The 21715-nt window shown below is 72.8% G+C and carries 25 protein-coding genes; 13 read left to right on the top strand and 12 right to left on the bottom strand.

Annotated features, from left to right (window positions below; translation table 11 throughout):
• Positions 1 to 8: 8 nt before the first annotated feature.
• The 4 genes from ACSNN8_RS35795 to ACSNN8_RS35780 are packed head-to-tail and all read left to right on the top strand — an operon-like array spanning position 9 to position 2825.
• Positions 9 to 1232 carry a cysteine desulfurase gene (locus tag ACSNN8_RS35795; RefSeq protein WP_436654606.1) on the top strand — a complete coding sequence of 408 codons (1224 nt, stop codon included), beginning with the start codon at positions 9 to 11 and terminating at the stop codon, positions 1230 to 1232.
• A complete protein-coding gene (gene sufU / locus ACSNN8_RS35790) occupies positions 1229 to 1690 on the top strand; it encodes a Fe-S cluster assembly sulfur transfer protein SufU (protein ID WP_436654605.1) in 462 nt (153 codons plus the stop codon). Before ACSNN8_RS35795 ends, sufU begins: the two co-directional genes overlap by 4 nt.
• Positions 1687 to 2049: a metal-sulfur cluster assembly factor gene (locus ACSNN8_RS35785; RefSeq protein ID WP_436654604.1), complete on the top strand. Its 363-nt coding sequence runs from the start codon at positions 1687 to 1689 to the stop codon at positions 2047 to 2049. The genes sufU and ACSNN8_RS35785 overlap by 4 nt, the downstream gene beginning before the upstream one ends.
• A 32-nt stretch (positions 2050 to 2081) precedes the next feature.
• The gene (locus ACSNN8_RS35780; RefSeq protein WP_436654603.1) at positions 2082 to 2825 is read left to right on the top strand and encodes a maleylpyruvate isomerase family mycothiol-dependent enzyme; all 744 of its coding nucleotides are present in this window, start codon (positions 2082 to 2084) and stop codon (positions 2823 to 2825) included.
• Between the two features lie 2 nt (positions 2826 to 2827).
• Here the strand turns inward: ACSNN8_RS35780 and ACSNN8_RS35775 are convergent, their stop codons facing one another.
• Both ACSNN8_RS35775 and ACSNN8_RS35770 read right to left on the bottom strand, forming a co-directional pair.
• Positions 2828 to 3523 carry a histidine phosphatase family protein gene (locus tag ACSNN8_RS35775; protein WP_436654602.1) on the bottom strand — a complete coding sequence of 232 codons (696 nt, stop codon included), beginning with the start codon at positions 3521 to 3523 and terminating at the stop codon, positions 2828 to 2830.
• A gap of 17 nt (positions 3524 to 3540) precedes the next feature.
• A complete protein-coding gene (locus ACSNN8_RS35770; protein ID WP_436654601.1) occupies positions 3541 to 4497 on the bottom strand; it encodes a GlxA family transcriptional regulator in 957 nt (318 codons plus the stop codon).
• A gap of 70 nt (positions 4498 to 4567) precedes the next feature.
• Between ACSNN8_RS35770 and ACSNN8_RS35765 the strand changes: the two genes are divergently transcribed.
• From ACSNN8_RS35765 to ACSNN8_RS35755, 3 genes are all read left to right on the top strand, one after another.
• Positions 4568 to 5314 (top strand): MBL fold metallo-hydrolase, encoded by a 747-nt coding sequence (locus ACSNN8_RS35765; protein ID WP_436654600.1) that lies wholly within the window; start codon positions 4568 to 4570, stop codon positions 5312 to 5314.
• Positions 5315 to 5594: 280 nt separating this feature from the next.
• Complete coding sequence (locus tag ACSNN8_RS35760) at positions 5595 to 6197, top strand: LysE family transporter (RefSeq protein ID WP_436654599.1); 603 nt, start codon at positions 5595 to 5597, stop codon at positions 6195 to 6197.
• A 392-nt stretch (positions 6198 to 6589) separates the two neighbouring features.
• Positions 6590 to 7474, top strand: a complete 885-nt coding sequence (locus tag ACSNN8_RS35755; RefSeq protein WP_436654598.1) for a GNAT family N-acetyltransferase — start codon at positions 6590 to 6592, stop codon at positions 7472 to 7474.
• A 4-nt stretch (positions 7475 to 7478) separates the two neighbouring features.
• On the opposite strand, the gene ACSNN8_RS35750 is transcribed toward ACSNN8_RS35755, so the two are convergent.
• On the bottom strand, positions 7479 to 8339 hold the full coding sequence (locus tag ACSNN8_RS35750) for a Vgb family protein (RefSeq protein WP_436654597.1): 861 nt from the start codon (positions 8337 to 8339) through the stop codon (positions 7479 to 7481).
• 15 nt (positions 8340 to 8354) lie between these two features.
• Complete coding sequence (locus tag ACSNN8_RS35745; RefSeq protein WP_436654596.1) at positions 8355 to 9035, bottom strand: DNA alkylation repair protein; 681 nt, start codon at positions 9033 to 9035, stop codon at positions 8355 to 8357.
• A 32-nt stretch (positions 9036 to 9067) separates the two neighbouring features.
• On the opposite strand from ACSNN8_RS35745, the gene ACSNN8_RS35740 reads away from it, so the two are divergent.
• The gene (locus ACSNN8_RS35740; protein WP_436654595.1) at positions 9068 to 9700 is read left to right on the top strand and encodes an acVLRF1 family peptidyl-tRNA hydrolase; all 633 of its coding nucleotides are present in this window, start codon (positions 9068 to 9070) and stop codon (positions 9698 to 9700) included.
• Here the strand turns inward: ACSNN8_RS35740 and ypfJ are convergent.
• Positions 9697 to 10602: a KPN_02809 family neutral zinc metallopeptidase gene (gene ypfJ / locus ACSNN8_RS35735; protein ID WP_436654594.1), complete on the bottom strand. Its 906-nt coding sequence runs from the start codon at positions 10600 to 10602 to the stop codon at positions 9697 to 9699. The two genes, ACSNN8_RS35740 and ypfJ, sit on opposite strands and share 4 nt — an antisense overlap.
• 217 nt (positions 10603 to 10819) lie before the next feature.
• Between ypfJ and ACSNN8_RS35730 the strand changes: the two genes are divergently transcribed.
• From ACSNN8_RS35730 to ACSNN8_RS35715, 4 genes are all read left to right on the top strand, one after another.
• On the top strand, positions 10820 to 12424 hold the full coding sequence (locus ACSNN8_RS35730; protein WP_436654593.1) for an ABC-F family ATP-binding cassette domain-containing protein: 1605 nt from the start codon (positions 10820 to 10822) through the stop codon (positions 12422 to 12424).
• A 426-nt stretch (positions 12425 to 12850) separates the two neighbouring features.
• Positions 12851 to 13078, top strand: a complete 228-nt coding sequence (locus ACSNN8_RS35725; RefSeq protein WP_127501473.1) for a helix-turn-helix domain-containing protein — start codon at positions 12851 to 12853, stop codon at positions 13076 to 13078.
• Entirely contained in the window at positions 13075 to 13860 is a 786-nt protein-coding gene (locus ACSNN8_RS35720; protein ID WP_436654592.1) for an enoyl-CoA hydratase/isomerase family protein, read from the top strand. Before ACSNN8_RS35725 ends, ACSNN8_RS35720 begins: the two co-directional genes overlap by 4 nt.
• Positions 13861 to 13942: 82 nt before the next feature.
• Entirely contained in the window at positions 13943 to 15868 is a 1926-nt protein-coding gene (locus tag ACSNN8_RS35715; RefSeq protein ID WP_436655533.1) for an ABC transporter ATP-binding protein, read from the top strand.
• A gap of 198 nt (positions 15869 to 16066) precedes the next feature.
• Here the strand turns inward: ACSNN8_RS35715 and ACSNN8_RS35710 are convergent, their stop codons facing one another.
• From ACSNN8_RS35710 to ACSNN8_RS35695, 4 genes are all read right to left on the bottom strand, one after another.
• Entirely contained in the window at positions 16067 to 16624 is a 558-nt protein-coding gene (locus ACSNN8_RS35710) for a TIGR03086 family metal-binding protein (RefSeq protein ID WP_436654591.1), read from the bottom strand.
• A 10-nt stretch (positions 16625 to 16634) separates the two neighbouring features.
• On the bottom strand, positions 16635 to 17180 hold the full coding sequence (gene mug / locus ACSNN8_RS35705; RefSeq protein WP_436654590.1) for a G/U mismatch-specific DNA glycosylase: 546 nt from the start codon (positions 17178 to 17180) through the stop codon (positions 16635 to 16637).
• Positions 17181 to 17342: 162 nt separating this feature from the next.
• Entirely contained in the window at positions 17343 to 18104 is a 762-nt protein-coding gene (locus ACSNN8_RS35700) for an SDR family oxidoreductase (protein WP_436654589.1), read from the bottom strand.
• 25 nt (positions 18105 to 18129) lie between these two features.
• The gene (locus tag ACSNN8_RS35695; protein ID WP_436654588.1) at positions 18130 to 18879 is read right to left on the bottom strand and encodes a helix-turn-helix domain-containing protein; all 750 of its coding nucleotides are present in this window, start codon (positions 18877 to 18879) and stop codon (positions 18130 to 18132) included.
• 144 nt (positions 18880 to 19023) lie between these two features.
• Here ACSNN8_RS35695 and ACSNN8_RS35690 point away from each other — a divergent pair, with 144 nt between their 5' ends.
• Positions 19024 to 19386 (top strand): nuclear transport factor 2 family protein, encoded by a 363-nt coding sequence (locus ACSNN8_RS35690; protein ID WP_436654587.1) that lies wholly within the window; start codon positions 19024 to 19026, stop codon positions 19384 to 19386.
• A gap of 26 nt (positions 19387 to 19412) precedes the next feature.
• Here ACSNN8_RS35690 and ACSNN8_RS35685 read toward each other — a convergent pair whose 3' ends face one another.
• Genes ACSNN8_RS35685 through ACSNN8_RS35675 form a run of 3 tightly spaced genes read right to left on the bottom strand, consistent with a single transcriptional unit; the run spans position 19413 to position 21638 of the window.
• A complete protein-coding gene (locus tag ACSNN8_RS35685; protein WP_436654586.1) occupies positions 19413 to 19916 on the bottom strand; it encodes a hypothetical protein in 504 nt (167 codons plus the stop codon).
• Positions 19913 to 20746 carry a DUF692 domain-containing protein gene (locus ACSNN8_RS35680; protein WP_436654585.1) on the bottom strand — a complete coding sequence of 278 codons (834 nt, stop codon included), beginning with the start codon at positions 20744 to 20746 and terminating at the stop codon, positions 19913 to 19915. The genes ACSNN8_RS35685 and ACSNN8_RS35680 overlap by 4 nt, the downstream gene beginning before the upstream one ends.
• Positions 20739 to 21638: a TIGR04222 domain-containing membrane protein gene (locus ACSNN8_RS35675; protein ID WP_436654584.1), complete on the bottom strand. Its 900-nt coding sequence runs from the start codon at positions 21636 to 21638 to the stop codon at positions 20739 to 20741. The genes ACSNN8_RS35680 and ACSNN8_RS35675 overlap by 8 nt, the downstream gene beginning before the upstream one ends.
• Positions 21639 to 21715 lie beyond the last annotated feature (77 nt).

Raw genomic sequence — 21715 nt, 5'->3', positions numbered from 1 at the left:
GCTTTGACATGACGTTCGACGTGGCCCGGGTCCGAGCCGACTTCCCGATCCTCGAGCGGGAGATCAACGGCCACCCGCTGGTGTATCTGGACAGCGCGAACACCTCGCAGAAACCGCGCCAGGTGATCGACGCGATGCGCCTGCACCAGGAGCGGCACAACGGCAACGTGTCCCGCTCCGTGCACACGCTGGGCACCGAGGCCACGTCGGCGTACGAGGAGGCCCGCGGCAAGATCGCGGCCTTCGTGCGCGCCGCGACGCCCGACGAGATCGTGTTCACCAAGAACTCGACCGAGGCGCTCAACCTCGTCGCGTACTCGCTGGGACAGCACCTGCGGCTCCAGCCGGGCGACGAGATCGTGATCTCCGAGATGGAGCACCACTCCAACATCGTCCCGTGGCAGCTGCTGTGCGAGCGCACCGGCGCCACGCTGCGCTGGTTCGGCATCTCCGACGAGGGCCGGCTCGCGCCCGACGACGACCTGATCAACGAGCGTACGAAGATCGTGTCGGTCGTGCACATGTCGAACGTGCTGGGCACGATCAACGATGTGTCGGGGCTGGTCGCGCGGGCGCACGAGGTCGGCGCGCTGGTGGTTCTCGACTGCTCGCAATCGGTGCCGCACCTGCCGGTCGACGTGCAGGCGCTCGGCGCGGACTTCGTCGCGTTCACCGGTCACAAGATGCTCGGCCCGACCGGCATCGGCGTGCTGTGGGGGCGGTACTCGCTGCTCGCCGAGATGCCGCCGTTCCTGGCCGGCGGGTCGATGATCGAGACGGTGACGATGGGCGGCACCACGTACGCCGCTCCGCCGGCGCGCTTCGAGGCCGGCACGCCGCCGATCACGGAGGCCATCGGGCTCGGCGTGGCCGTCGACTACCTGAACGCGCTCGGCATGGAGGCCATCCACCAGCACGAGCAGGACATCACCGCGTACGCCCTCAAGACCCTCGCCGACGTGCCCGGAGTGCGCCTTTTCGGGCCCGTGACGCCCGAGGGGCGCGGCGGCACGCTGTCGTTCGGTGTCGACGGGGTGCACCCGCACGACGTGGGCCAGATCCTCGACGCGCTGGGTGTCGAGGTGCGGGTCGGGCACCACTGCGCGAAGCCGGTCTGCGCCCGCTTCGGGGTGCCGGCCATGACCCGCGCGTCGTTCTACCTCTACACGACCACGGACGAGATCGACGCGCTCGCCCGCGGCCTCGACCAGGTCCGGAAGGTGTTCGGATGATGCTCGACGGGCTTTACCAGGAGATCATCCTGGACCACTACAAGCACCCGCACGGCAAGGGGCTGCGCGACCCGTTCCAGGGCGAGGCGCACCACGTCAACCCGACGTGCGGTGACGAGATCACGGTGCGCGTCGCGTCCGCCGACGGGACGTTCGCGGACATCTCGTACGACGGTCTGGGCTGCTCGATCAGCCAGGCCTCGGCCTCGGTGCTGCACGAACTGCTCTCCGGGCGTACGGCCTCGGACGCGGCGGGAATCCACGAGGCGTTCGTGGCGCTGATGCAGGGGCGTGGCCAGGTCGAGCCCGACGAGGACGTGCTCGGCGACGGGATCGCGTTCGCCGGGGTGGCCAAGTTCCCCGCCCGGGTGAAGTGCGCTCTGCTGCCATGGATGGCGTTCAAGGATGCGGCGGCCCGGGCCGGCGTTGAGGTTACTTCTTCAGAGGTGAAGGCATGACGGACACTCCCACCGACGCCGCTTCCGCGGTCTCGAAGGCCTCGATCGACGACATCGAAGAGGCGATGAAGGACGTCGTCGACCCCGAGCTGGGCATCAACGTGGTCGACCTCGGCCTCGTCTACGGCACCTACGTCGACGACGACAACGTGGCCACCCTCGACATGACGCTGACCTCGGCGGCGTGCCCGCTGACCGACGTCATCGAGGACCAGACCCGCACGGCGCTGACCACCGGCCCCGGTGGCGGCCTGGTCAAGGACTTCCGCATCAACTGGGTGTGGCTGCCGCCGTGGGGTCCCGACAAGATCACCGACGACGGCCGCGAGCAGTTGCGGGCGCTCGGCTTCAACGTCTGATTCCTGTCGTACCCCGTTGGTAGAAACGGGGCATGCAGCTTCTCCCTTTCCTCGATCTGATCGACGAGCGGTCGGCGGCCCTGCGTGACGCGGTGGCCGCCGCTGCCGTTCCCGACGCCCGCGTGCCGGGCTGCCCCGAGTGGGACCTGCGCGATCTGGTGACCCACGTGGGCCAGGTGCAGCGGTTCTGGGCCGTGGTGGTGCGGGCGGGCGATCCCACCGGGCCGCCGCCCCGGTCCGCGGTGCCCGATCCCCGGCCGGGCGACGACCTGCTCGCCTGGTCGGCCGCCTCGACCGAACTGCTGCTGTCCGCGCTGCGCGAGGTGCCGGCCGACGCGCCGGCGTGGGCCTGGTGGGGCGCCTCGGCGGCGCCGCTGACCGCCGGGGCGATCGCGCGTCACCAGGTGCAGGAGGCGGCGGTGCACGCCTTCGACGCCCAGCAGACGGTGGGCAAGGCGGAGCCGTTGCCCGCGGCGGTCGCTGTCGACGGGGTGGCGGAGTTCCTCGAGGTCGGCATCGGGGCACTGGGGGAGTGGCCGCATCGGCCGGCCCGGATTGCGTTCGTGGCCGTGGACGGGCCGGCGCACGTGCTCGACCTGTCGCCTTCGGGCGGGCGGCTCGACCCGGCCGCGAGCGGTGATCCGGTGACGACCGTACGCGGCTCGGCCAGCGATCTCGTGCTGGCGCTCTACGGGCGCATCGGCTACGACGAGCTGCAGGTCGACGGCGACCGCGAGGTGCTCACCCAGCTCAGGGCGTGGGCCAAGGCCGACTGAGCTCAGGCCGGGGGCAGGTGGTCGACCGAGTTGTAGTACGCCAGCTTCAGGCGGCCGTCGACCTCGACGAAGCGGCTCAGCGACGCGTTGCGCACGCTGCCGGCGGTGCGCTCGGCCTCGAGCACCTGGTCCCAGGTCAGCTGCTCGACGACGGCCCGCATCATGAGCACGACGGCGTCGTGGGCGACGACGATGACCCGCTCGCCGGCGTGGTCGCGGTGCAGGTCCTCGAGGAAGGAGCCCAGCCGCACCTCGATGTCCGCGAACGACTCGCCAGCCGGCGGGGTGTATCGGTACTCGCCCGCGTCGGTGCGGCGCTGTGCCTCGTCGGGGAAGCGCTGGGCCACCGCGGCGCGGGTCAGCATCTCGAGGTCGCCGAGCAGCCGGTCGACGAGGCGGTCGTCGGTGGACGGCTCGGGCAGGTCGACGCCGGACCTCTCGGCGGCGATCCGGTAGGTCTCGCGCGCCCGCAGGTAGGGCGAGGTGATGGCGACCTGCGGTCGTTCGTTCTCGGGCAGCTCACCGAGCCACTCGCCGAGCGCCTCGGCCTGCCGCACCCCGAGCTCGGTGAGCGGCACCTCGGCGTCGCGGCCGCTGACCTCGGCCTCGAGCAGCCCTTCGGCGTCCGCGGCCGGGAAGGCGACGTTGGCCAGGCTCTGCCCGTGCCGGACGAGGAGGAGTTCGGCGACCACACCCATGATCCGAACTTATCCCGTCAACGCCCGCCGAAACTCGCCCGGTACGTCTGGGGCGGCACGCCGACCAGCCGGCGGAAGTGCGGGCGCAGCGCGACCCCGTCGGCGAAGCCGCAGGCCCGGGCCACGGTGTCGACCGGCAGCGCGGTGGTGGACAGGATCTGCTGGGCGCGCAGCACCCGCTGGTGCAGCAGCCACTGCAGCGGTGAGCAGCCCGCCGCCGAGCGGAAACGGCGGTCGAAGCTGCGCCGGCTCAGCCGCGCGGCCTGCGCCAGCCGGTCCACGTCCAGGCTGGGGTCGTCGAGGTGCTCCAGCGCGTGCCGCATCGCGGTGGTCACCGGGTCGGGGGAGTCCAGCGGCGGCACCGGCTGCTCGACGAACTGCGCCTGCCCGCCGGCCCGCTGCGGGGCGACCACCAGCGCGCGGGCGGTGGCGTTCGCGACCTCGGGACCGTGGTCGCGGCGCAGCAGGTGCAGGCAGGCGTCCAGCCCCGCGGCGCTGCCGGCGCTGGTGATCACGCTGCCCTCGTCGACGAACAGGGCGTCCTCGACGACGTCCACGGCCGGGTGGCGGTCGGCGAACTCCCGCAGCCGCACCCAGTGCGTGGTGGCGCGACGCCCGTCGAGCAGCCCCGCCTCGGCCAGCACGAAGGCGCCCAGGCACAGCCCGACGACCGTGGCGCCCGACTCGTGCGCGCGGCGCAGCAGCCCCAGCACGTCCGGCGACGTCGGCCGCCCGTCCGGCACGCGCCAGCCCGGGACGATGACGATGTCGGCGTCGCCGAGGTCCGCCAGCGCGTACGGCGGGGTGAGCGCGATGCCGGCCGAGGTGCCCAGCGGGCCCGGCCGCTCACCCGCCGTCCGGACGTCGAAGCGGGGCCCGCCCCGGCTCGAGTGGTCGATCTCGAAGACGCGCGGAGCGACCGCGACCTCGAGCAGCGGCGCGCCCTCGCCGACGACGATCCCCACGGTGCTCATGGCTTGAATCTATCGGACGATGACTTTCCAGCCACTCCCGGCGCAGCGGCGCGCGATCGAGACTGCGTCCATGACACTTGTGTTCCGCGGTTTCGGCGGCCCGACGGTGAGCTTCTCGCTGGGCGGCCGGACGTTCCTGACCGACCCCACCTTCGACCCGGCCGGCCGCTACCCGATCGGCGACCGCGAGCTGACCAAGACCGCGGAGTCCCGCGGCACGCCCGCGGACGCCGCTCCCGTCGACGTCGTGCTGCTCTCGCACGACCAGCACCCCGACAACCTCGACCGGGCGGGCCGCGAGTTCGCGCTCACCGTGCCTTTGCTGCTCACCACCCCCGACGGCGCCGACCGGCTCGGCCCGCCGGCTCGTGGCCTCGCCCCTTGGGAGGCCCTGACGCTGCCCGGCTCCGACGTGGTCGTGACCGCCGTGCCCGCCCAGCACGGCCCCGCCGGCACCGAGCACCTCACCGGCCCGGTCACCGGTTTCGTGCTGCACGGCCCCGACCTGCCGACCGTGTACGTGAGCGGCGACAACGCCTCCCTCGACGTCGTCCGCGCCATAGCCGCCCGCTTCTCCTCCGTCGACGTGGCCGTCCTCTTCGGCGGCGCCGCCCGCACCCCTCTGGTCGGCGACGTGAACCTGACCCTCTCCGCCGCCGACATGGTGGAGGCCACCCGTCTGCTCGGCGCTCCCACCGTCGTGCCCGCCCACATCGACAGCTGGGCTCACTTCACCGAGGGCCTCGACGACGTACGGGCCGCTTTCACTGCCGCCGGCTTGGCTGACCGTCTGCACGTGCCGGTCGCCGCCGCGTAGCCGGGTCTGCGGTCGACCCCGCCGTGGCGTGCCGTCCGCTTACCGTCACGAGTGGCCTCAGCCGTGACAGTGACCGGGCGTCACCGGCCGCGTCCTCCGATGGCAGCCGCCAGTGGCATCGCGGCTTCGTAAATCGGTCGCTCGCGGCGGCGCGTGGGCGGCACCATGTGGCGGTGACCGAACTGATGCTGCTTCCCGTTGTCTGTGTCGCTGCGGCCGATCGGGCCGGGCGGAAGCAGCAGCGCGGCCTGAGCGGAACGGCGGTCCGTCAGCAGCTGTCATGAGCGCGGCGTTTCTGGCCGGCGTCACCGCCGGCTATGGAGTCGCGCTGCCCATGGGCGCCATCGGGGTGCTCATCGCCGGGCTCAGCGCCCGTACCTCGCTCAGGGTCGGCGCCGCCGCCGGTCTGGGAGCCGCCACCGCGGACGGGGTGTTCGCCGCGATCGCCGTGGCCGGCGGCGCAGCCGTCGCGGGCGTGATCGCGCCCATCGCGGCGCCCCTGCGCTGGGTCGCCGCCTTGGTGCTGCTGGTCATCGCCGCGTTGACCGCTCGGGCGGCCTTCCGCAAGCCCGGCGCCGCGGCCGTCGACAAGCACCCCGCGACGCCGTGGCGCGCCTACGCCGGCGTGCTCGGCCTGACCCTGCTCAACCCGGCGACGATCGTCTACTTCGCCGCGCTGGTGCTAGGCCGCGGCGGCGAGGGCGGCGGGGTTCTGTTCGTGACCGGCGTCTTCCTGGCCTCGGCGAGCTGGCAGCTGGTGATCGCGGGCGGCGGTTCGCTCGTGGGCCGCTGGCTGACCGGCCCCCGCGGCCGCGCCGCGACCGCGCTGGTCTCCAGCCTCGTGATCGCCTATCTGGCCGTCCGCCTCCTGCTGCCCGCTTGATCACTCCGTTTGTTTTCGCGGTAGTGCCGCCCATACCCCCGCCCACCCGGGGAGCGGAGCGAGCCTACCGCGCGCGCCGGCGCCGGATCCGGTTGTCCACAGGGGCCGGCACCGGCGCGACGACCAGGTCGGGCGCGGGGAGGTGTTCGACGGGGCTGGTGCGGCTGCGGGACGGCAGCCGCTTGACGCGCCCGCGCCGCCACGTGGTGTTCGACGGGCAGGTAGGGCTCCGGGACGGCAGCCGCTGACGCGCCCGCGCCGCCGGGTGGTGTTCGACGGGCAGGTGGGGCTGCGAGAGGGCCGGCAGCCCGGGCGGCCGGACGGTGGCCGGGGAAATGCCGCGCCGCGTAATAGGAGTGCGCGGCGGGTGGGGGATGGGCTTGGATCGGCGCATGCATGTCGAAGTGACGACGCCGGATGTCTCGGGGCTTGGCGCGGTCCTGTCGGAGCTGGGGTCATGGCAGCAGGACGACCTGCCGGTGCAGTTGCATCCGGGCGACCTGGGCTGGCACTGGCGCTTCGGGGCGGACGTGCTGGCCAAGACCCTCCGAGTGTGGACCGCGGAGGGGACGGTCGTCGCTGTCGGGTTCCTCGACGACCAGTCGCTGATCCGGATGGGGGTCGCGCCCGCGGTCGAGAAGGACGAGGAGCTTGCGCGGGCACTCGTGCGCGACCTCGAGGACCCGGCCAAGGGTGTCCTGATCGGCGACAAGGTGGCGGTGGAGGCTCGGTTCGGGGCGGCGCTCCGGTCGGTGTTCCGCGAGCGGGGCTGGGTCGATGACGAGCCGTGGACGCCGTTGGTCCGCGATCTGCGAGGTTCGGTCGAGGCCCCGGACCTGCGCGTGGAGGTCGTCGGTCCCGAGCGGGTCGCCGACCGGGTGGCGGTGCAGCGCGCGGCCTTCGACCGTTCGACCTTCACCGCCGACCTGTGGACCACGATGGCGCAGTCGCCGGCCTACCGGCACGCTCGCTGCCTGGTGGGGTACGACGGTCAGGACAACGCGGTCGCGACGGTCACGGTGTGGTCGGCCGGTGAGGGGCGTCCCGGGCTGCTGGAGCCCATGGGGGTTCACCGGGACCATCGCGGTCACGGCTACGGCACCGCGATCACGATCGCTGCGGCCGCGGCTCTGCGAGACCTGGGTGCTTCCAGCGCCACCGTCGCCACCCGGACGGCGAACGCGGGCGCTGTCGCGACGTACGCCTCCGCCGGCTTTCGTCGGGTGCCGGCAGTGACCGATTTCGCGTTCACCCGATCCGCGGGCGCTCGGTCGTAGGCGTTCAGGGCTGCAGGCGGGCGATCACTCCGATCTCGAGGGCCGTCCACACCGCGCCGTCGGGGGTGACGGTGAGGCCGTGGGGCTCGGAGCCGGGGGTGGGCAGGTCGTACTCCTCGACCTTGCCGGCGGGGGTGATGTGGGCCAGGCGGTTGGCGGACCACTCGGTGAACCAGCAACCGCCGTCCGGGGCGGCCGCGATGGCGTGCGGGCGGGCCGAGCGGTCGGGCAGGGGGAACTCGGTGATGTCGCCGTCGACGGTGATGCGGCCGACCTGGCCGGCGCCGATCTCGACGAACCACAGGGCGCCGTCGGGGCCGGCGGTGATGCCGACCGGGGCGGCCGCCTCGGTGGGCAGGGCGTGCAGGGTCACGACGCCGTCGAGGTCGGCGCGGCCGATCGCGTTGGCCTGGTTGAGGGTGAACCACAGGGCGTCGTCGGGGCCTGCGGTGATCATGGCGGGGAAGCCGCCGGTCACGGGCAGGGGGAACTCGGTGACCTCGCCGTCGAGCGTGATGCGGCCGATCGCGTCGGCGTTCATCGCGGTGAACCAGAGGGCGCCGTCGGGGCCGGGCGCGATGCCGTACGGCGTGCCGCGCGCGGGGAACGAGCTCAGCTCTCCGTCGAGCGTGATGCGGCCGATGCGGTCGTCACGGCGGGTGAACCAGAGGGCGCCGTCGCCACCCACGGTGATGAGCGAGGGGCCGCTCTGCGCCGAATCGAGCGCGTGGGTGCGGACGGCGCCGTCGGGGGTGAGCCGCGCGATCCCGCCGGCGTGGATCAGCGTCGTCCACAGGGCGCCGTCGGGTGCGGCGACGATGCCGTACGGTCCGGAGGCGGCGTCAGCCACCGGGAACTCGCGCATGTGGTGGTCTCCTGGTCAGAGGTGTTTGGTGGCTTCGCGGACGGACAGGCCCGACAGCGTGGACCGGTGACCGTCGACGAAGGCGCGGACGGCGTCGGGATCCGTGCGGGCGTAGTGGCGCAGGGCCCACCCGATCGCCTTGCGGACGAAGAAGTCGCGGTGCGACGCCTGGGCCTCGCAGTAGCCGAACAGGCGGGCGGTGTCGGTCTCGGCGCCGTAGTGCAGCTGGTGCAGGATCGCGGTGCGGACCAGCCACATGTCGTCGTCGCGCGCCCACTGGTCCATCACCGTGACCAGCGACGGGTGGCGCCGCACCAGGCCGCCGGTGAAGCGGGTCGCGAGCGCGTCGACCGTGTCCCACCAGGACTTCGTGGTGATCAGCTCGCGGAGCACGGGCACGAAGGCGGGGCTGGGGACGGCCACGTGGCGGACGAGGTAGGAGCAGGCCACGTATTGGAACTCGCGCTGCTCGCGGGCCCACAGCGCGGTCGCGATGAGGCGCAGCTCGTCCTCGGTGGGCGGGGGGAGCCCGGCCAGCGCGGCACGTTCGAGTGTGCGCAGCGCGGGCGTGGCCAGGCCCAGGAACGCGAAGTGGTTTTTCATGTACGCCGCCTGGGCGGCCGCGCGCACGGGGTCGGCGGCGGGCAGCAGGCGGTCGTCGAGGCGCTCGAGCAGGGTGGCGGGCAGGTCGCTCATGGCCCGCATCCTGCCACCGTAGTGTGACAGGAATGGGCGAACGGGCGGCCGCGGGCGGCGGGAAATGGGTGGACGTCGCGCCGGAGCGGCTGGACCGCTGGATCGAGAACTTCGCGCGCCGCCACGGGGCGTACCGCGAAGAGGGGTTGACCTTGATCGCTGAGGACGGCGCCACGGCGACCTGGCAGACGCCGCCGGGGGCCGGCGCGGCGGGCAGCATGGCCGAGCTGGTCGCGGTGGCACGGGAGCCGCGCCGGCTGGGGCTGCTGCTGGCGCGCAAGGGGGCGGTCGCGGTGGGCATCGCGCAGGGGGACGAGCTCGTCGGTTCCAAGGTGGACACGCACTACGTGCAGGGGCGCACGGCGGCGGGTGGCTGGTCGCAGCAGCGCTTCGCGCGCCGCCGGGACAATCAGGCGAAGGCGGCTGCTGCCGACGGCGCGGGCATCGTGGGACGGCTTCTCCTTCCGGCCGTACGGGATCTGGCCGCTCTGGTGACCGGCGGGGACCGGGCCGCCGTGGACGCCATCCTGGCCGCGCCGCAGCTCGCTCCGGTGGCTGCCGTGCGCGCCGAGCGGTTCCTGGACGTGCCCGAGCCCCGGCACGCGGTGCTGGTGTCCGCGATCGCCGGGGCCCGGGCGGTGTCCGTGCTGGTGAAGGAGCCCTAGAAGGTGGTCGCGCAGCTCTCCGGGTTGCCCGACTGGTAGCCCTTGGTGAACGACTGCTGCCGCTGTGCCGCGGTGCCGTGCGTGAACTCGGCCGGGTTGACCGGGTTGCCGCTGCGCTTCTGCAGCACGTCGTCGCCGATCTGGCCCGCGGTCTGGATGCCCTCCTGGATGTCCTGCTCGGTGAGGCTCTTGAAGATTTTCTGACCCTGCGTGTCGGTCGTCTCGGTGGCCGCGCTGGCCCACACCCCGGCGTAGCAGTCGGCCTGCAGCTCCAGCTTCACCGACAGCGCGTTCTGCTCGGTCTCGCCGGCGCCCTGCTGGGCCCGGCGCATCTTGGCCTCCTGGCCGGTGATGTCCTGGATGTGGTGGCCGTACTCGTGGGCCAGCACGTAGGGCTGCGCGAACTCGCCCGGGGCCCCCAGCTGCTGCGAAAGCACCTTGTAGAAGGTGAGGTCGATGTACACCAGGTTGTCGCCGGGGCAGTAGAACGGCCCGACGCCCGAGTCGGCCGCGCCGCAGGCGGTGTTCACCCGGTTGGAGAAGATGACCGTCTTCGCCGGCTGGTAGTCGACGTTGAAGTACTTCGGCGAGGCCTGCTTCCAGTACGCCTGAATCGAGTTCACGAACAGGACGTTGCGGCACTCCAGCTGCTGCGTCGCGTTCTCCTGCGAGCACTCCTGCTGGATGTTGGTGTTGTTCGCGGTGTCGCTGCCGCCGCCACCGAGCTGGTTGATGCCGAAGTAGCCGCCGACCACGGCGATCACCAGCGTGATGATCACGCCCACCAGGCCGCCGCCGCCGATCGGGATCGGCAGGCCGCCGAGGCCGCCGCCACCGCCGCCGGAGCCACGCCGATCCTCGACCTGACTGGTATCGATGTCGGCGTTCTCGTTGAGTTCCATCGCATCCTCACTGAGCCGGGTGCCGCAGGGGTGCCCGATGCGTACCCGATGATCTTGACTATTAATCGGGTGGGAGTTGCCGAAGCACCCCCGGTATGATGGTTCGGTGCTGCTCTGCGAAGGCTGACCTGCCCCGCGCCGACCGTCGGGAACCGATGGCCGGCGTTCATCTGTGCCCGGAGTCAGCCTTCATCTCTGTGAGAGCGAGCCTTAACCGATGATCACCGCCACCGGACTCGAACTGCGCGCCGGCGCCCGGATCCTGCTGTCCCCGGTCACCCTGCGGGTGCAGCCGGGCGACCGGATCGGCCTGGTCGGCCGCAACGGCGCGGGCAAGACCACCACGCTCAAGGTCCTGGCCGGCGAGGGCCAGCCCTACGCGGGCTCCGTCGAGCGCACCAGCGAGGTCGGCTACCTGCCGCAGGACCCGCGCACCGGCGACCTGAACGTGACCGGCCGCGACCGGGTGCTCAGCGCGCGCGGCCTCGACACCATCATCGCCGAGATGCAGAAACTCGAGATCAAGCTCGAGGAGAGCGCCGACGACAAGCTGGTGCGGCAGTACGGCAACCTCGAGGACCGGTTCGCCGCCCTGGGCGGCTACGCGGCCGAGGCCGAGGCCGCCCGCATCTGCTCCAACCTCGGCCTGCCCGACCGGGCGCTCGCGCAGACCATCGGCACGCTCTCGGGTGGTCAGCGCCGCCGCATCGAGCTGGCCCGCATCCTGTTCGCCGACTCGGGGCAGAACGGCAAGGGCATCCTGCTGCTCGACGAGCCGACCAACCACCTCGACCAGGACTCGATCGCGTGGCTGCGCGGATACATGGCGCAGCACAAGGGCGGCCTCGTCGTGATCAGCCACGACGTCGAGCTGCTCGAGGCCGCGGTCAACAAGGTCTGGTATCTCGACGCCAACCGCTCGGTCGTCGACGTCTACAACGTCGGCTGGAAGAAGTACCTCGAGTCGCGCGAGACCGACGAGCGCCGCCGCCGTCGCGAGCGGGCCAACGCCGAGAAGAAGGCCGGCGCGCTCATGGCGCAGGCCGACAAGATGCGCGCCAAGGCCACCAAGACCGTCGCGGCGCAGAACATGGCGCGGCGAGCCGAGAAGCTGCTCGGCGGCCTCGAGGAGACCCGCGTCGCCGACAAGGTCGCCAAGGTGCGCTTCCCGACCCCGGTGCCGTGCGGCAAGACGCCGCTCACCGCCACCGGGCTGTCGAAGTCGTACGGGTCGCTCGAGATCTTCAACGACGTCAACGTGGCGGTCGACCGTGGCTCGCGGGTGGCCATCCTCGGGCTCAACGGCGCCGGCAAGACCACGCTGCTGCGCATGCTGGGCGGGCTGCTCGAGCCCGACACCGGCGAGGTGCGGCCCGGCCACGGGCTGCGGCTGGGCTACTACGCGCAGGAGCACGAGACGCTCGACGTCGACCGGACGATCCTCGAGCACATGCGCAGCGCCGGCTCCGAGCAGACCGACACCGAGCTGCGCAAGATCCTGGGAGCGTTCCTCTTCTCGGGTGACGACGTCGACAAGCCGGCCGGGGTGCTCTCCGGCGGCGAGAAGACGCGGCTCGCGCTGGCGACGCTGGTCTGCTCGGGCGCGAACGTGCTGCTGCTCGACGAGCCGACGAACAACCTCGACCCGGTCAGCCGCGAGCAGGTGCTGGACGCCATCGCGAACTACCCGGGCGCCATCGTACTGGTCACACACGACGCCGGAGCCGTACAGGCGCTCAAGCCCGACCGGGCCATCCTGCTGCCCGACGGCGACGAGGACGCGTGGAGCGACGACCTGCTGGAGCTCGTCGAACTCGCCTGATCCGCAGATCATCGCCATCGTTTGTTGTCAACCAGTGCCCACACAGACAGTGCGACGTTCGGGCGTTTGCGGTCAGGTCGGGCACCGGCGCGGGCAAGCCGAAGTTGGCACGCCCGGTGAGCGAGCGCATCGTAGGCATCGCATCGACGCTGCGTCATGTCCTGCCTGCGGTGGCCCTCGATCCAGTGTTTCCGCAGGTGATCGATGGTCTTGGAAAACGGAGCGTTGAGTCCGCAGTGGCCGGTGAAAGAGTCCTCGCCTAACGTCAGTTAACTGTCTGACATTGATGGGCGTGGTCATCGTCAAGTTCCTGACAGTGATAAATGGGCACGTTGGCTACGCCTGGATACCTAGCGCATGATCGTTGGAGGCGGTCTAATAGGTGAGACCGTATGAACCGCACTGTCTGGGACGTGAGGATTCAACATGCCAGCCACGGGCACTGCCACCAGCACTGAGAAGGGTCGCCGAATCGTCGGCAGCGAGCGCCAGTCCTTAGCGAAGGATCTGGTGAAGCGATACACCTCCGGGGAGAGCATTCGCGCACTCGCCGCTTCCACCGGACGGTCCTACGGATTCGTGCACCGGGTGCTCACCGAGTCCGGCGTCCAGCTACGCCAGCGCGGTGGCGCTCGACGCCGCAAGAAGGCGTGACGACCGGCGACGCCGCACCCGGCCTCCCCGCCGACTCCCCGGGCGTTCGCTACGACCTGGACGGGCCGGTGGCAACGGTGACGTTGTCCCGGCCCGAGGTGCTCAATGCGCAGACTCCGGCGATGTGGGCCGAGCTCGCCGACATTTCGCGGAAATTGCCGGGCGACGTACGAGTCGTCATTGTCCGCGGCGACGGCCGCGCCTTTTCCGCGGGCCTGGATCTGTCGGTGGCGCAAGGTGAAGGCGATTCTTCACTTGCGAAGCTCGCGCAGTTGTCACCGGAGGAGTGCGCGGATCGGATTGCCGGCTTCCAGTCCGCGTTCACCTGGCTGCGCAACCCGTCCATCGTGACGATCGCGGCCGTTCAGGGGCACGCGATCGGCGCCGGTTTTCAACTGGCACTCAACTGCGACATGCGGGTGCTGGCCGACGACGCGCGATTCTCCATGGCCGAGGTGACCCTGGGCCTCGTACCCGATCTGAGCGGCACCAAACGGCTCACCGAGCTGGTGGGGCCGTCGCGGGCGCTGGAGATCTGCCTGACCGGGCGGCGGATCGCCGCGGACGAGGCCCTGCGCATCGGGCTGGCCACCGCCGTGGTGCCGGGCGCCGACCTGCGCGGAGCCGTCTCCGACCTGACGGCCGCGGTGCTCGCGGCCGACCGGGGCGCGGTCGCGGAGATCAAGGCGCTGCTCGCGGGGGCGAACCTGCGCTCGTACGCCGAGCAGGACCGGGCCGAGCGTGAGGCGCAGACCCGCCGCCTGCGGGATCTGACGGAATAGTCTCCTCGCCACCCGGAGTTGTCATACCCGCCGGGCACACTGTTGCCCGTCGAGACAACGCCGAGGAGGTGGCGAGGTGAGCATGTCCTCGTGGACGATGCTGCGCTCGATCCAGAACTCGGACCGGGTGGCCGAACACCGCCTCCGCCGCGGCACGACCCGGCGGATCCTGCGTTACGCCCGGCCCTACCGCCGCGACATCCTGGTCTTCCTCGTCACCGTGGTGCTCGCCGCCGGCATCGGCGTCGCGACGCCCCTGCTCGCCGGCCACGTCGTCAACGCCATCACCGGGGGCGGCTCCGGGGCGGCGTCCACGGTGGTGCGGCTCGCCGTGCTGATCGGCGTGCTGGCGGTCGCCGACGCCTTCCTGTCGCTGGCCCAGCGGTGGTACTCGGCCCGCATCGGCGAGGGCATCATCCTCGACCTGCGCACCCGGGTCTACGACCACGTGCAGCGCATGCCGCTGCAGTTCTTCACCCGCACCCAGACCGGCGCCCTGGTCAGTCGGCTCAACAACGACGTCACGGGCGCGCAGCGCGCGTTCACGTCCACGCTGTCCGGCGTGGTCAGCAACGTCATCCAGCTCGTGCTCACCGCAGGGGTGATGTTCAGCCTGTCGTGGCAGATCACCTCGCTGTCGCTGCTGATGCTGCCGCTGTTCGTCATCCCCGCGCGCCGGGTCGGCAAGCGGCTCGCCGAGATCACCCGCGAGTCCTACAACCTCGACGCCAAGATGAACGCGACGATGACCGAGCGGTTCAACGTGGCCGGCGCCATGCTGGTCAAGCTGTTCGGCCGGCCCGGGGCCGAGGCCGCCCGTTTCGGCGAGAGGGCCTCGCGGGTCCGCGACATCGGCGTGCAGCAGGCCATGTACTCGCGCACGTTCTTCGTCGCGATGCTGCTCGTGGCCTCGCTGGCCCAGGCGCTCACCTACGGGCTCGGCGGCTGGCTCGCGGTCAGCGGCAGCGTCACGGCCGGCACGGTGGTCACGCTCGCGCTGCTGCTGAGCCGGCTCTACGGGCCGCTCACCGCGCTCAGCAACGTGCGGGTCGACGTGATGAGCGCGCTGGTCTCGTTCGACCGGGTCTTCGAGGTGCTCGACCTGCGGCCGGGCATCGAGGAGCGCCCGGGCGCCCGTGACCTGCCGGCCGGCGCGGGCCTGGTCGAGTTCCGTGACGTGCACTTCCGCTACCCGAGCGCGAGCGAGGTCTCGCTGGCGACGCTCGAGGACGTGGCGACCCTCGACCGCACGGAGAACGCCCCCGTCCTGCGGGGCGTCGACTTCACCGTCGAGCCCGGGCAGATGGTGGCGCTCGTCGGCCCGTCGGGCGCGGGCAAGTCCACGACCTCGATGCTGCTCTCGCGGATCTACGACGTCACCTCGGGCGAGGTGCGCGTGGGCGGGGTCGACGTGCGCGACGCGACGCTCGACTCGCTGCGCGACACCATCGGCGTCGTCACGCAGGACGCCCACCTGTTCCACGAGACGATCGCGGAGAACCTGCGGTACGCGCGCCCGGAGGCCACCGACGACGAGATGTGGGAGGCGCTGCGCGGCGCCCAGGTGGCCGATCTGGTCGCCGCGCTGCCCGACGGGCTCGAGACGGTCGTCGGCGAGCGCGGCTACCGCTTCTCCGGCGGCGAGAAACAGCGGCTGGCGATCGCCCGGCTGCTGCTCAAGCGCCCGTCGATCGTGGTGCTCGACGAGGCCACCGCCCACCTCGACAGCGAGTCCGAGGCCGCGGTGCAGCGGGCGCTCGCGGCGGCGCTCGAGGGGCGCACGGCGCTGGTGATCGCGCACCGGCTGTCCACGGTGCGCGACGCCGACCAGATCCTGGTGCTCGACGCGGGCCGCATCGTGGAGCGCGGCCGGCACGAGGAGCTGGTCGGGGCCGGCGGGCTCTACTCGGAGCTCTACCGCACGCAGTTCGCGGCGGCGTCCCCGCCCGCGGACTTCGCCGAGTCCGTCGAGATCGTCACCGTGCCGGCCGGCCAGGTCGAGCCCTGACCGTCCCGTCGGGACCGGCGCGGCGTGGTCGGTCCGGCTCGCGCGGCGTGCTCGGTCCGGCTCGCGCGGCGTGCTCGGCCCGGCTCGCGCGGCGTGCTCGGCCCGGCTGGCGCGGCGTGATCGGTCCGGCTCGCGCGGCGTGATCGGTCCGGCCGGCTCGTCGCAACGGGCCGGGTGCGGCCGGCTCGTCGGGGGCGGTCAGACGCAGGTGCGGCCGCTGATCGCCAGCAGGCGGACGAAGTCGTCGGCGTCGGCGGCGGCCTCGACCTCGGCGCCGAACACGCCCATCTTGCGGCCGTTGGGCGCCAGCTGCTCGATGACCGGCAGCAGGATCTTCACCGCCGCGTCGTCGGGCCGGTAGGGCTGGCCGGTGGCCGTCGCCAGGTCCCAGCCGTGGACGGTGAGGTCGACGAGCACGAGGTTGCCCACCACGGGCTGCGGCAGGCCCATCCCGGGGGAGACGCCCTCGAGGGCGGCCGGGTCCGACCAGGCGGCGACGAGCCGCTGCGTCTCGTCGGCGAAACGGTCGCGCCAGCCGTCGGTGAGCACGTCCGGGGTGGTGCTGAAGTCGGGCTGCTCCCGGCGCGCGAGCGCCTGGAAGTTGACCACCACCTGGAAGAGGTGGTTGAGCAGGTCGCGCACCCGGAACTCGGCGCACGGCGTCTCCTCGCCGAGCTGGTCGTCCCGGATGCCCCGCACCACGGGCACGGTCCGCTCAGCCGCCGCCGCCATCAACGTGCTGATCTCGGTAGTCATGGCGACGACCCTATCGGTCCGCGGCCTCGCGCAGCTCGGCGTAGGCACCCGCCAGAGTGTCCACCGTGTAGTGGGCGTTGAGCCCGCTCGGGTTGGGTAGCACCCAGACGGGCACACCGCCGACCGTCTCGGCCTGCGGGCCCACCGCGGCTTTCGGGCGCCCGAACGCAGTGCGGTACGCGGTGACGCCGAGAACGGCCAGGAAGCGGGGCTTCCACTCGGCGGCCAGCGCGGCCAGGATCGCGCCGCCCTCGACGAGTTCGGCGGGGGACAGCTCGTCGGCGCGGGCGGTCGCGCGGGCGACCACGTTGGTGATGCCGAGCCCGGCCGCGGGCAGCTCGAACTGCTCGGACGGGTGCAACTGGCGCTCGGTGAACCCGGAGCGGTGCAGCGCGGGCCAGAACCGGTTGCCCGGGCGGGCGAAGTGATGACCGGTCGCCGCCGAGTAGAGGCTCGGGTTGATGCCGGAGAACAGCACCCGCAGGCCGGGGCCGATCAGGTCGGGGATGGTCCGGCCGGCGGCCGCCGCGACCTCGGCGGGAGTGGGCGCAGGCATCGGACGAGCGTATCCGGCGCGACCTCGGCAGCGGTGGGCGCGGGCAACGGGCGAGCGTATCCGGCGAGACCTCGGCAGCGGTGGGCGCGGGCGACGGGCGAGCGTATCCGGCGCGACCTCGGCAGCGGTGGGCGGGCGACGGGCGAGCGTGTCCCGCCCGGGTCAGAGCGGGCGGGTGCTGCCGCCGTCCACCGTGATCGTCACGCCGGTGACGTAGCTCGCGGCGGGTGAGAGGACGAAGGCGGCGACGCGGCCGAACTCGGCGGGCTCGCCCAGCCGGCGCAGCGGGATCCTCGCCGCCGCCTGGGCGGCCGCCTGCGACGCGTCGCCCGAGGCGGCGAACAGCGACGCGTTGCGGCCGGTCAGGAAGGTGCCCGGCAGCAGGCCGACGATGCGGACGCCGCGGGGCGCGTACTCGTCCGCCATGTCCTTGGCCGCCATGGCGAGCCCGGGGCGCAGGCCGTTGGACAGCCCCAGGCCGGGCAGCGGGTTGCGGACCGAGGTGGACAGCACCAGGCCGATCGCGCCGCTCTCGGGCAGGGCGGCCGCGAAGACGCGCGCGGCCCGGATCGAGCCGAGGAACACCGTCTCGAACGCGGCCCGCCACTGGTCGTCCGTCATCGACGCCGCCGTGCCCGGCTGGGGACCGCCCACCGAGATCAGCGCGCCGTCGAACCGGCCGAACCGTCCGGTCGCCGCCTCGACCAGCCGGCCCGGCGCCTCCGGGTCGGACAGGTCGGCCGCGACCCCGGCCGCGTGCGACTCGCCGCCGAGCCGTTCGACCGCCTCGGCGAGGGCGCCCTCGTCGCGTGCCGAGATCACCACCTGGGCGCCGTCGGCGACCAGCGCCTCGGCGGTGGCGAACCCAAGCCCCTTGGAGGCTCCGGTGAGGACGTAGACGCGGCCGGCAAGTCCGAGATCCATACCGTGATCCTGCCACCGCGGCCGGTCAGCGGTGCAGGGCGGCGGCGGTCGCGGGGTCCGCGGGCAGGAACGACTCGATCGCCAGCTCGGAGAGCGTCACGTCCAGCGGGGTGCCCAGCACCGACGTGATGCTGAAGAACGACAGGTCGTCGAAGCGCAACGGGACGACCAGGCCGTCCGGGCCGGGGCCCGGGTGCGCGGCGCCGCCCGGATATCCGGCCAGCTCCGCGCGCAGCTCGTGCAGCACCGGGTCGGCGGTCGCGGCGGCCTGCTGGTCGAGGCGGTGCAGGATGTGCGCGCGCCACTCGGCGAGGTTCCGGATGCGCGGCGCCATGCCGTCGGGGTGCAGCGACAGCCGCAGCACGTTGACCGGCGGCTCGAGCAGCCACGCGGCGCAGCCGTCGGTGAGGCGCGCCACCGCCTGGTTGGCGTCGACCATCGTCCAGTGCCGGTCGATCAGCACGGCCGGGTAGGGCGCGTGGCCGGCGAGCACGTCGCGCAGCGACGACAGGACCGTGGCCAGTGGCGGCCCGTCGAGCGCCGACTCCGCGTACGCCGGGGCGAAGCCACCCGCCAGCAGGAGCTCGTTGCGTGAGCGCAGCGGCACGCCGAGCTCCTCGGCCAGCCGCAGGATCATGTCGCGGGTCGGCCGCGACCGGCCGGTCTCGAGGAACGACACGTGCCGCGCCGAGACGCCCGCCCGGACGGACAGTTCGAGCTGGCTCAGCCGCCGCCCGGTCCGCCACTCCCGCAGGAGCTGCCCCACCTCGCTCATGCCCCGGAGCGTAGGCGGCGCGCGGGAGGCGCGGCCATTACCTCGCGGGTAATCGACCGCCCTACCGGCGTACGGCGAAGCTCCTTTCAGCGACGCAAGCAACGCAAGCAACGTCAGCAACGACAGCGACGGAAGGACGAAACGATGAGCGACTTCGACGCCGTGGTGGACCGCTACCTCGCCGTGTGGAACCAGGCCGAGCCCGCCGCCCGCCGCAAGGCCCTCGACGAACTCTTCGCCGACGGGGTCCGCTATGTCGACCCGATCGCGGCGGTGGAGGGCCGCGACGCGCTCGACGCGCTGATCGGCGCGGTGCACCAGCAGTTCCCCGGTCACGCGTTCACGCCCGGCGGCCCGGTCGACGGCCACCACGACCAGGTGCGCTTCACCTGGAACCTGGCGGCGGACGGCGGCGAGCCGGTGGTGGTGGGCTTCGACGTGGCCGAGCTGGACGCCGACGGCCGGATCAGCCGGGTGCTCGGCTTCCTCGACCGGGCGCCGGGGTAGGACGGGCCGCGGTCCCTGCGCAGAGGCTATCGCCGCAGGAGCCAGACCCGTCCGGCGCACTGCACGGCCACGGCGCCGGCCGCGGTGCGCACCGCGGGCATCCGGCGCGAGCGCGGGGCGGACGTGCCGTCGTAGTGCCAGGCGGCCTCGCGTTCGGCCAGTTCGGCGGCTGCCACGGCGGGCAGGGCCCGGCGGGCGGCGAGCTCGCGGGCGAGGTCCCAGCCGTCGCGCAGCGAGCCCTGCGTCGGGCGGGCCGCGGCCCACGCCGCGAACTGCTGTTTCCAGCGGTCGCCGAGGCCCGCCGCGAGCATCGGCCACTGCCGGGCGACCTCGCCGGCCCGCTTGCGCAGCAGCGCCACCCGCGCGGCCTCGAACCGGAAACCGTCGAACCCTTCCGGTACGGGCCGACCCGCCGTCAGCGCCTCGACCAGCGCGGCCTGCCGGTCGGCCAGGGTCGCCGACGCCGGGGCGGAGGGCGCGGAGGAAGGCGCCGATGCGGGCTGCGGGCCGTCGCGCGGGTCGGTGGTCATGTGACGACCGGGTAGCCGGACGCCTGGGCTATCGCGTCGAGCTCGGCGGACAGCTCGGCGGCCGGGGGATAGTCGCCGTCGCGTTCGAGCATCAGGGCCGGCGGGCGGTGGCGGGCGCACAGGGCCGCCACCAGGTCGAGCACGGGCTGCGGCACCGCGTCGGTGTGGGTGTCGTGGTAGAGGCCCTGGTGCTCGGCGCCGCCGGCCACGTGGACGTACGCGACCCGCTCGAGCGGCAGCCGGTCGAGCAGCTCGGCCGGGTCGGCGCCGCGGTTGCGGGCGTTGGCGTACACGTTGGCGACGTCCAGCAGCAGCAGGGCGCCGGACCGGTCGAGGATCTCGGTGAGGAACTGCGCCTCGGTCAGCTCGTCGTCGGGCCAGTCGAACAGCGCGGCGATCGGCTCGAGCGCGATGGGCACGGCCAGCGACTCCTGCACGCGCCGCACGTTGGCGACGACCGCGTCCACCGCCTCGCGGCTGCGCGGCAGCGGCAGCAGGTGCCCGGCCTCGAGGCCGCCGGCCCGCACGAAGGCGATGTGCTCGCTGACCAGCGGCGCCCCGAGCCGTTCGGCGACCGCCGCGAAGTGCGCGACGCGCTCCGGGTCCACGGGTTCGGCGCCGCCGAGCGAGAGCCGTACGCCGTGCGGCACCACTGTCACCCCGCGGTGCAGCAGCGCCTCGAGGCCCGGCGGGAGGTCGCCGTGTGCGTGCACGGACTCGGCGACCACCTCGGCGAAGCGCAGCCCGGGCAGGCCCTCGACGTAGCCGGAGATCTCCGGGCGCCAGCCGATGCCGACGCCGTACGCGGGGTCCCGTACGGCCTCAGCCACCGCAACCGCCTCCGCCGCCGCAACCACCGCCGCCTCCGCAGGAGGAGCCGCCGCTGCACGAGCTGCCGCTGCCGGACCCGTCGACGTACCCGCCCGAGGAGCCCCCCGAGGCCGCGATGCGCTGCACCTCCGCCTCGGCCGCGAACGCCGGGTCCATGGAGTACAGCGCCGCGCCGCCGAACAGCGCCACGCCCATCGCCGCCCCGGTCGCGCCGTAGGTCGCGTAGGCGGGGGAGTTGGCCGGCGCCAGGTGGGTGTGCTGCCGGCGCAGGTCGCGCAGGCCCTTGAGCGCCGCGGTGGTGGCCCAGCGGCGGGTGCGCAGCTGCGCCAGCGTGAGGATGAACGCGGCCATGACGGCGAACACGAGGAAGCCCACCGGCTTGTCGTTGGCGACGCCGGCGAGGAACCGGGCGATGCCGACCCCGACCAGCACGAGGCCGCCGATGACCCAGAGGCGCGCCTCACGCATCTGGGCGGCGCTGACCGCGAGCCCGCCGCGTTCGAGCCGGTCGCGCAGCTGGTCGAGCGCCGAGGCCACCCACTGGTCGCTGATCAGGTCGCGGGTGCGGGCCCCGTGCGCGGCGGCGTTGTAGATCGCGCTGTCGAGCGGCGTCACCCCGGTGGGCAGCGGGCCGGTCTGCACGAGCGTGCCGCCGGGCCCGGTGCCGAGCGCGCCCGCCGCCCGCAGGCCGCCCATCGCCGAGTAGATCGCGAGGCGGTCGCCGCCGTTGAGATAGGCGACCTGCTGCGGGCCGAGGTGGTCGACCCGGGCGGAGCGGTCGCCGCGGAACAGGGTCCTGCGGTGGATCGCCGCGATGATCGCGATCGCGACCATGGCGCCGATGTAGTAGGTCAGAAAGGTCGGTCCGGAGATGCCCCACGTGTCGTTCATGGGCTGGGCCTTCCTGCTCGTTCGCGCCTGCTCGGCCGCGCCTGTGAGGCCCATTGTGCAGGTGCGCGCAACGGCCG

Source organism: Actinoplanes sp. URMC 104 (genome assembly GCF_051386375.1).
Lineage (GTDB): Bacteria > Actinomycetota > Actinomycetes > Mycobacteriales > Micromonosporaceae > Actinoplanes.
The sequence above is the reverse complement of the archived record's forward strand: the minus strand, read 5'-3'. Positions and strand labels throughout refer to the sequence as shown.

Coding starts and splice junctions, on each gene's coding strand:
- ACSNN8_RS35795 (WP_436654606.1), top strand. CDS start 9: ATGACGTTCGACGTGGCCCGGGTCCGAGCCGACTTCCCGATCCTCGAG.
- sufU (WP_436654605.1), top strand. CDS start 1,229: ATGATGCTCGACGGGCTTTACCAGGAGATCATCCTGGACCACTACAAG.
- ACSNN8_RS35785 (WP_436654604.1), top strand. CDS start 1,687: ATGACGGACACTCCCACCGACGCCGCTTCCGCGGTCTCGAAGGCCTCG.
- ACSNN8_RS35780 (WP_436654603.1), top strand. CDS start 2,082: ATGCAGCTTCTCCCTTTCCTCGATCTGATCGACGAGCGGTCGGCGGCC.
- ACSNN8_RS35775 (WP_436654602.1), bottom strand. CDS start 3,523: ATGGGTGTGGTCGCCGAACTCCTCCTCGTCCGGCACGGGCAGAGCCTG.
- ACSNN8_RS35770 (WP_436654601.1), bottom strand. CDS start 4,497: ATGAGCACCGTGGGGATCGTCGTCGGCGAGGGCGCGCCGCTGCTCGAG.
- ACSNN8_RS35765 (WP_436654600.1), top strand. CDS start 4,568: ATGACACTTGTGTTCCGCGGTTTCGGCGGCCCGACGGTGAGCTTCTCG.
- ACSNN8_RS35760 (WP_436654599.1), top strand. CDS start 5,595: ATGAGCGCGGCGTTTCTGGCCGGCGTCACCGCCGGCTATGGAGTCGCG.
- ACSNN8_RS35755 (WP_436654598.1), top strand. CDS start 6,590: ATGCATGTCGAAGTGACGACGCCGGATGTCTCGGGGCTTGGCGCGGTC.
- ACSNN8_RS35750 (WP_436654597.1), bottom strand. CDS start 8,339: ATGCGCGAGTTCCCGGTGGCTGACGCCGCCTCCGGACCGTACGGCATC.
- ACSNN8_RS35745 (WP_436654596.1), bottom strand. CDS start 9,035: ATGAGCGACCTGCCCGCCACCCTGCTCGAGCGCCTCGACGACCGCCTG.
- ACSNN8_RS35740 (WP_436654595.1), top strand. CDS start 9,068: ATGGGCGAACGGGCGGCCGCGGGCGGCGGGAAATGGGTGGACGTCGCG.
- ypfJ (WP_436654594.1), bottom strand. CDS start 10,602: ATGGAACTCAACGAGAACGCCGACATCGATACCAGTCAGGTCGAGGAT.
- ACSNN8_RS35730 (WP_436654593.1), top strand. CDS start 10,820: ATGATCACCGCCACCGGACTCGAACTGCGCGCCGGCGCCCGGATCCTG.
- ACSNN8_RS35725 (WP_127501473.1), top strand. CDS start 12,851: ATGCCAGCCACGGGCACTGCCACCAGCACTGAGAAGGGTCGCCGAATC.
- ACSNN8_RS35715 (WP_436655533.1), top strand. CDS start 13,943: ATGTCCTCGTGGACGATGCTGCGCTCGATCCAGAACTCGGACCGGGTG.
- ACSNN8_RS35710 (WP_436654591.1), bottom strand. CDS start 16,624: ATGACTACCGAGATCAGCACGTTGATGGCGGCGGCGGCTGAGCGGACC.
- mug (WP_436654590.1), bottom strand. CDS start 17,180: ATGCCTGCGCCCACTCCCGCCGAGGTCGCGGCGGCCGCCGGCCGGACC.
- ACSNN8_RS35700 (WP_436654589.1), bottom strand. CDS start 18,104: ATGGATCTCGGACTTGCCGGCCGCGTCTACGTCCTCACCGGAGCCTCC.
- ACSNN8_RS35695 (WP_436654588.1), bottom strand. CDS start 18,879: ATGAGCGAGGTGGGGCAGCTCCTGCGGGAGTGGCGGACCGGGCGGCGG.
- ACSNN8_RS35690 (WP_436654587.1), top strand. CDS start 19,024: ATGAGCGACTTCGACGCCGTGGTGGACCGCTACCTCGCCGTGTGGAAC.
- ACSNN8_RS35685 (WP_436654586.1), bottom strand. CDS start 19,916: ATGACCACCGACCCGCGCGACGGCCCGCAGCCCGCATCGGCGCCTTCC.
- ACSNN8_RS35675 (WP_436654584.1), bottom strand. CDS start 21,638: ATGAACGACACGTGGGGCATCTCCGGACCGACCTTTCTGACCTACTAC.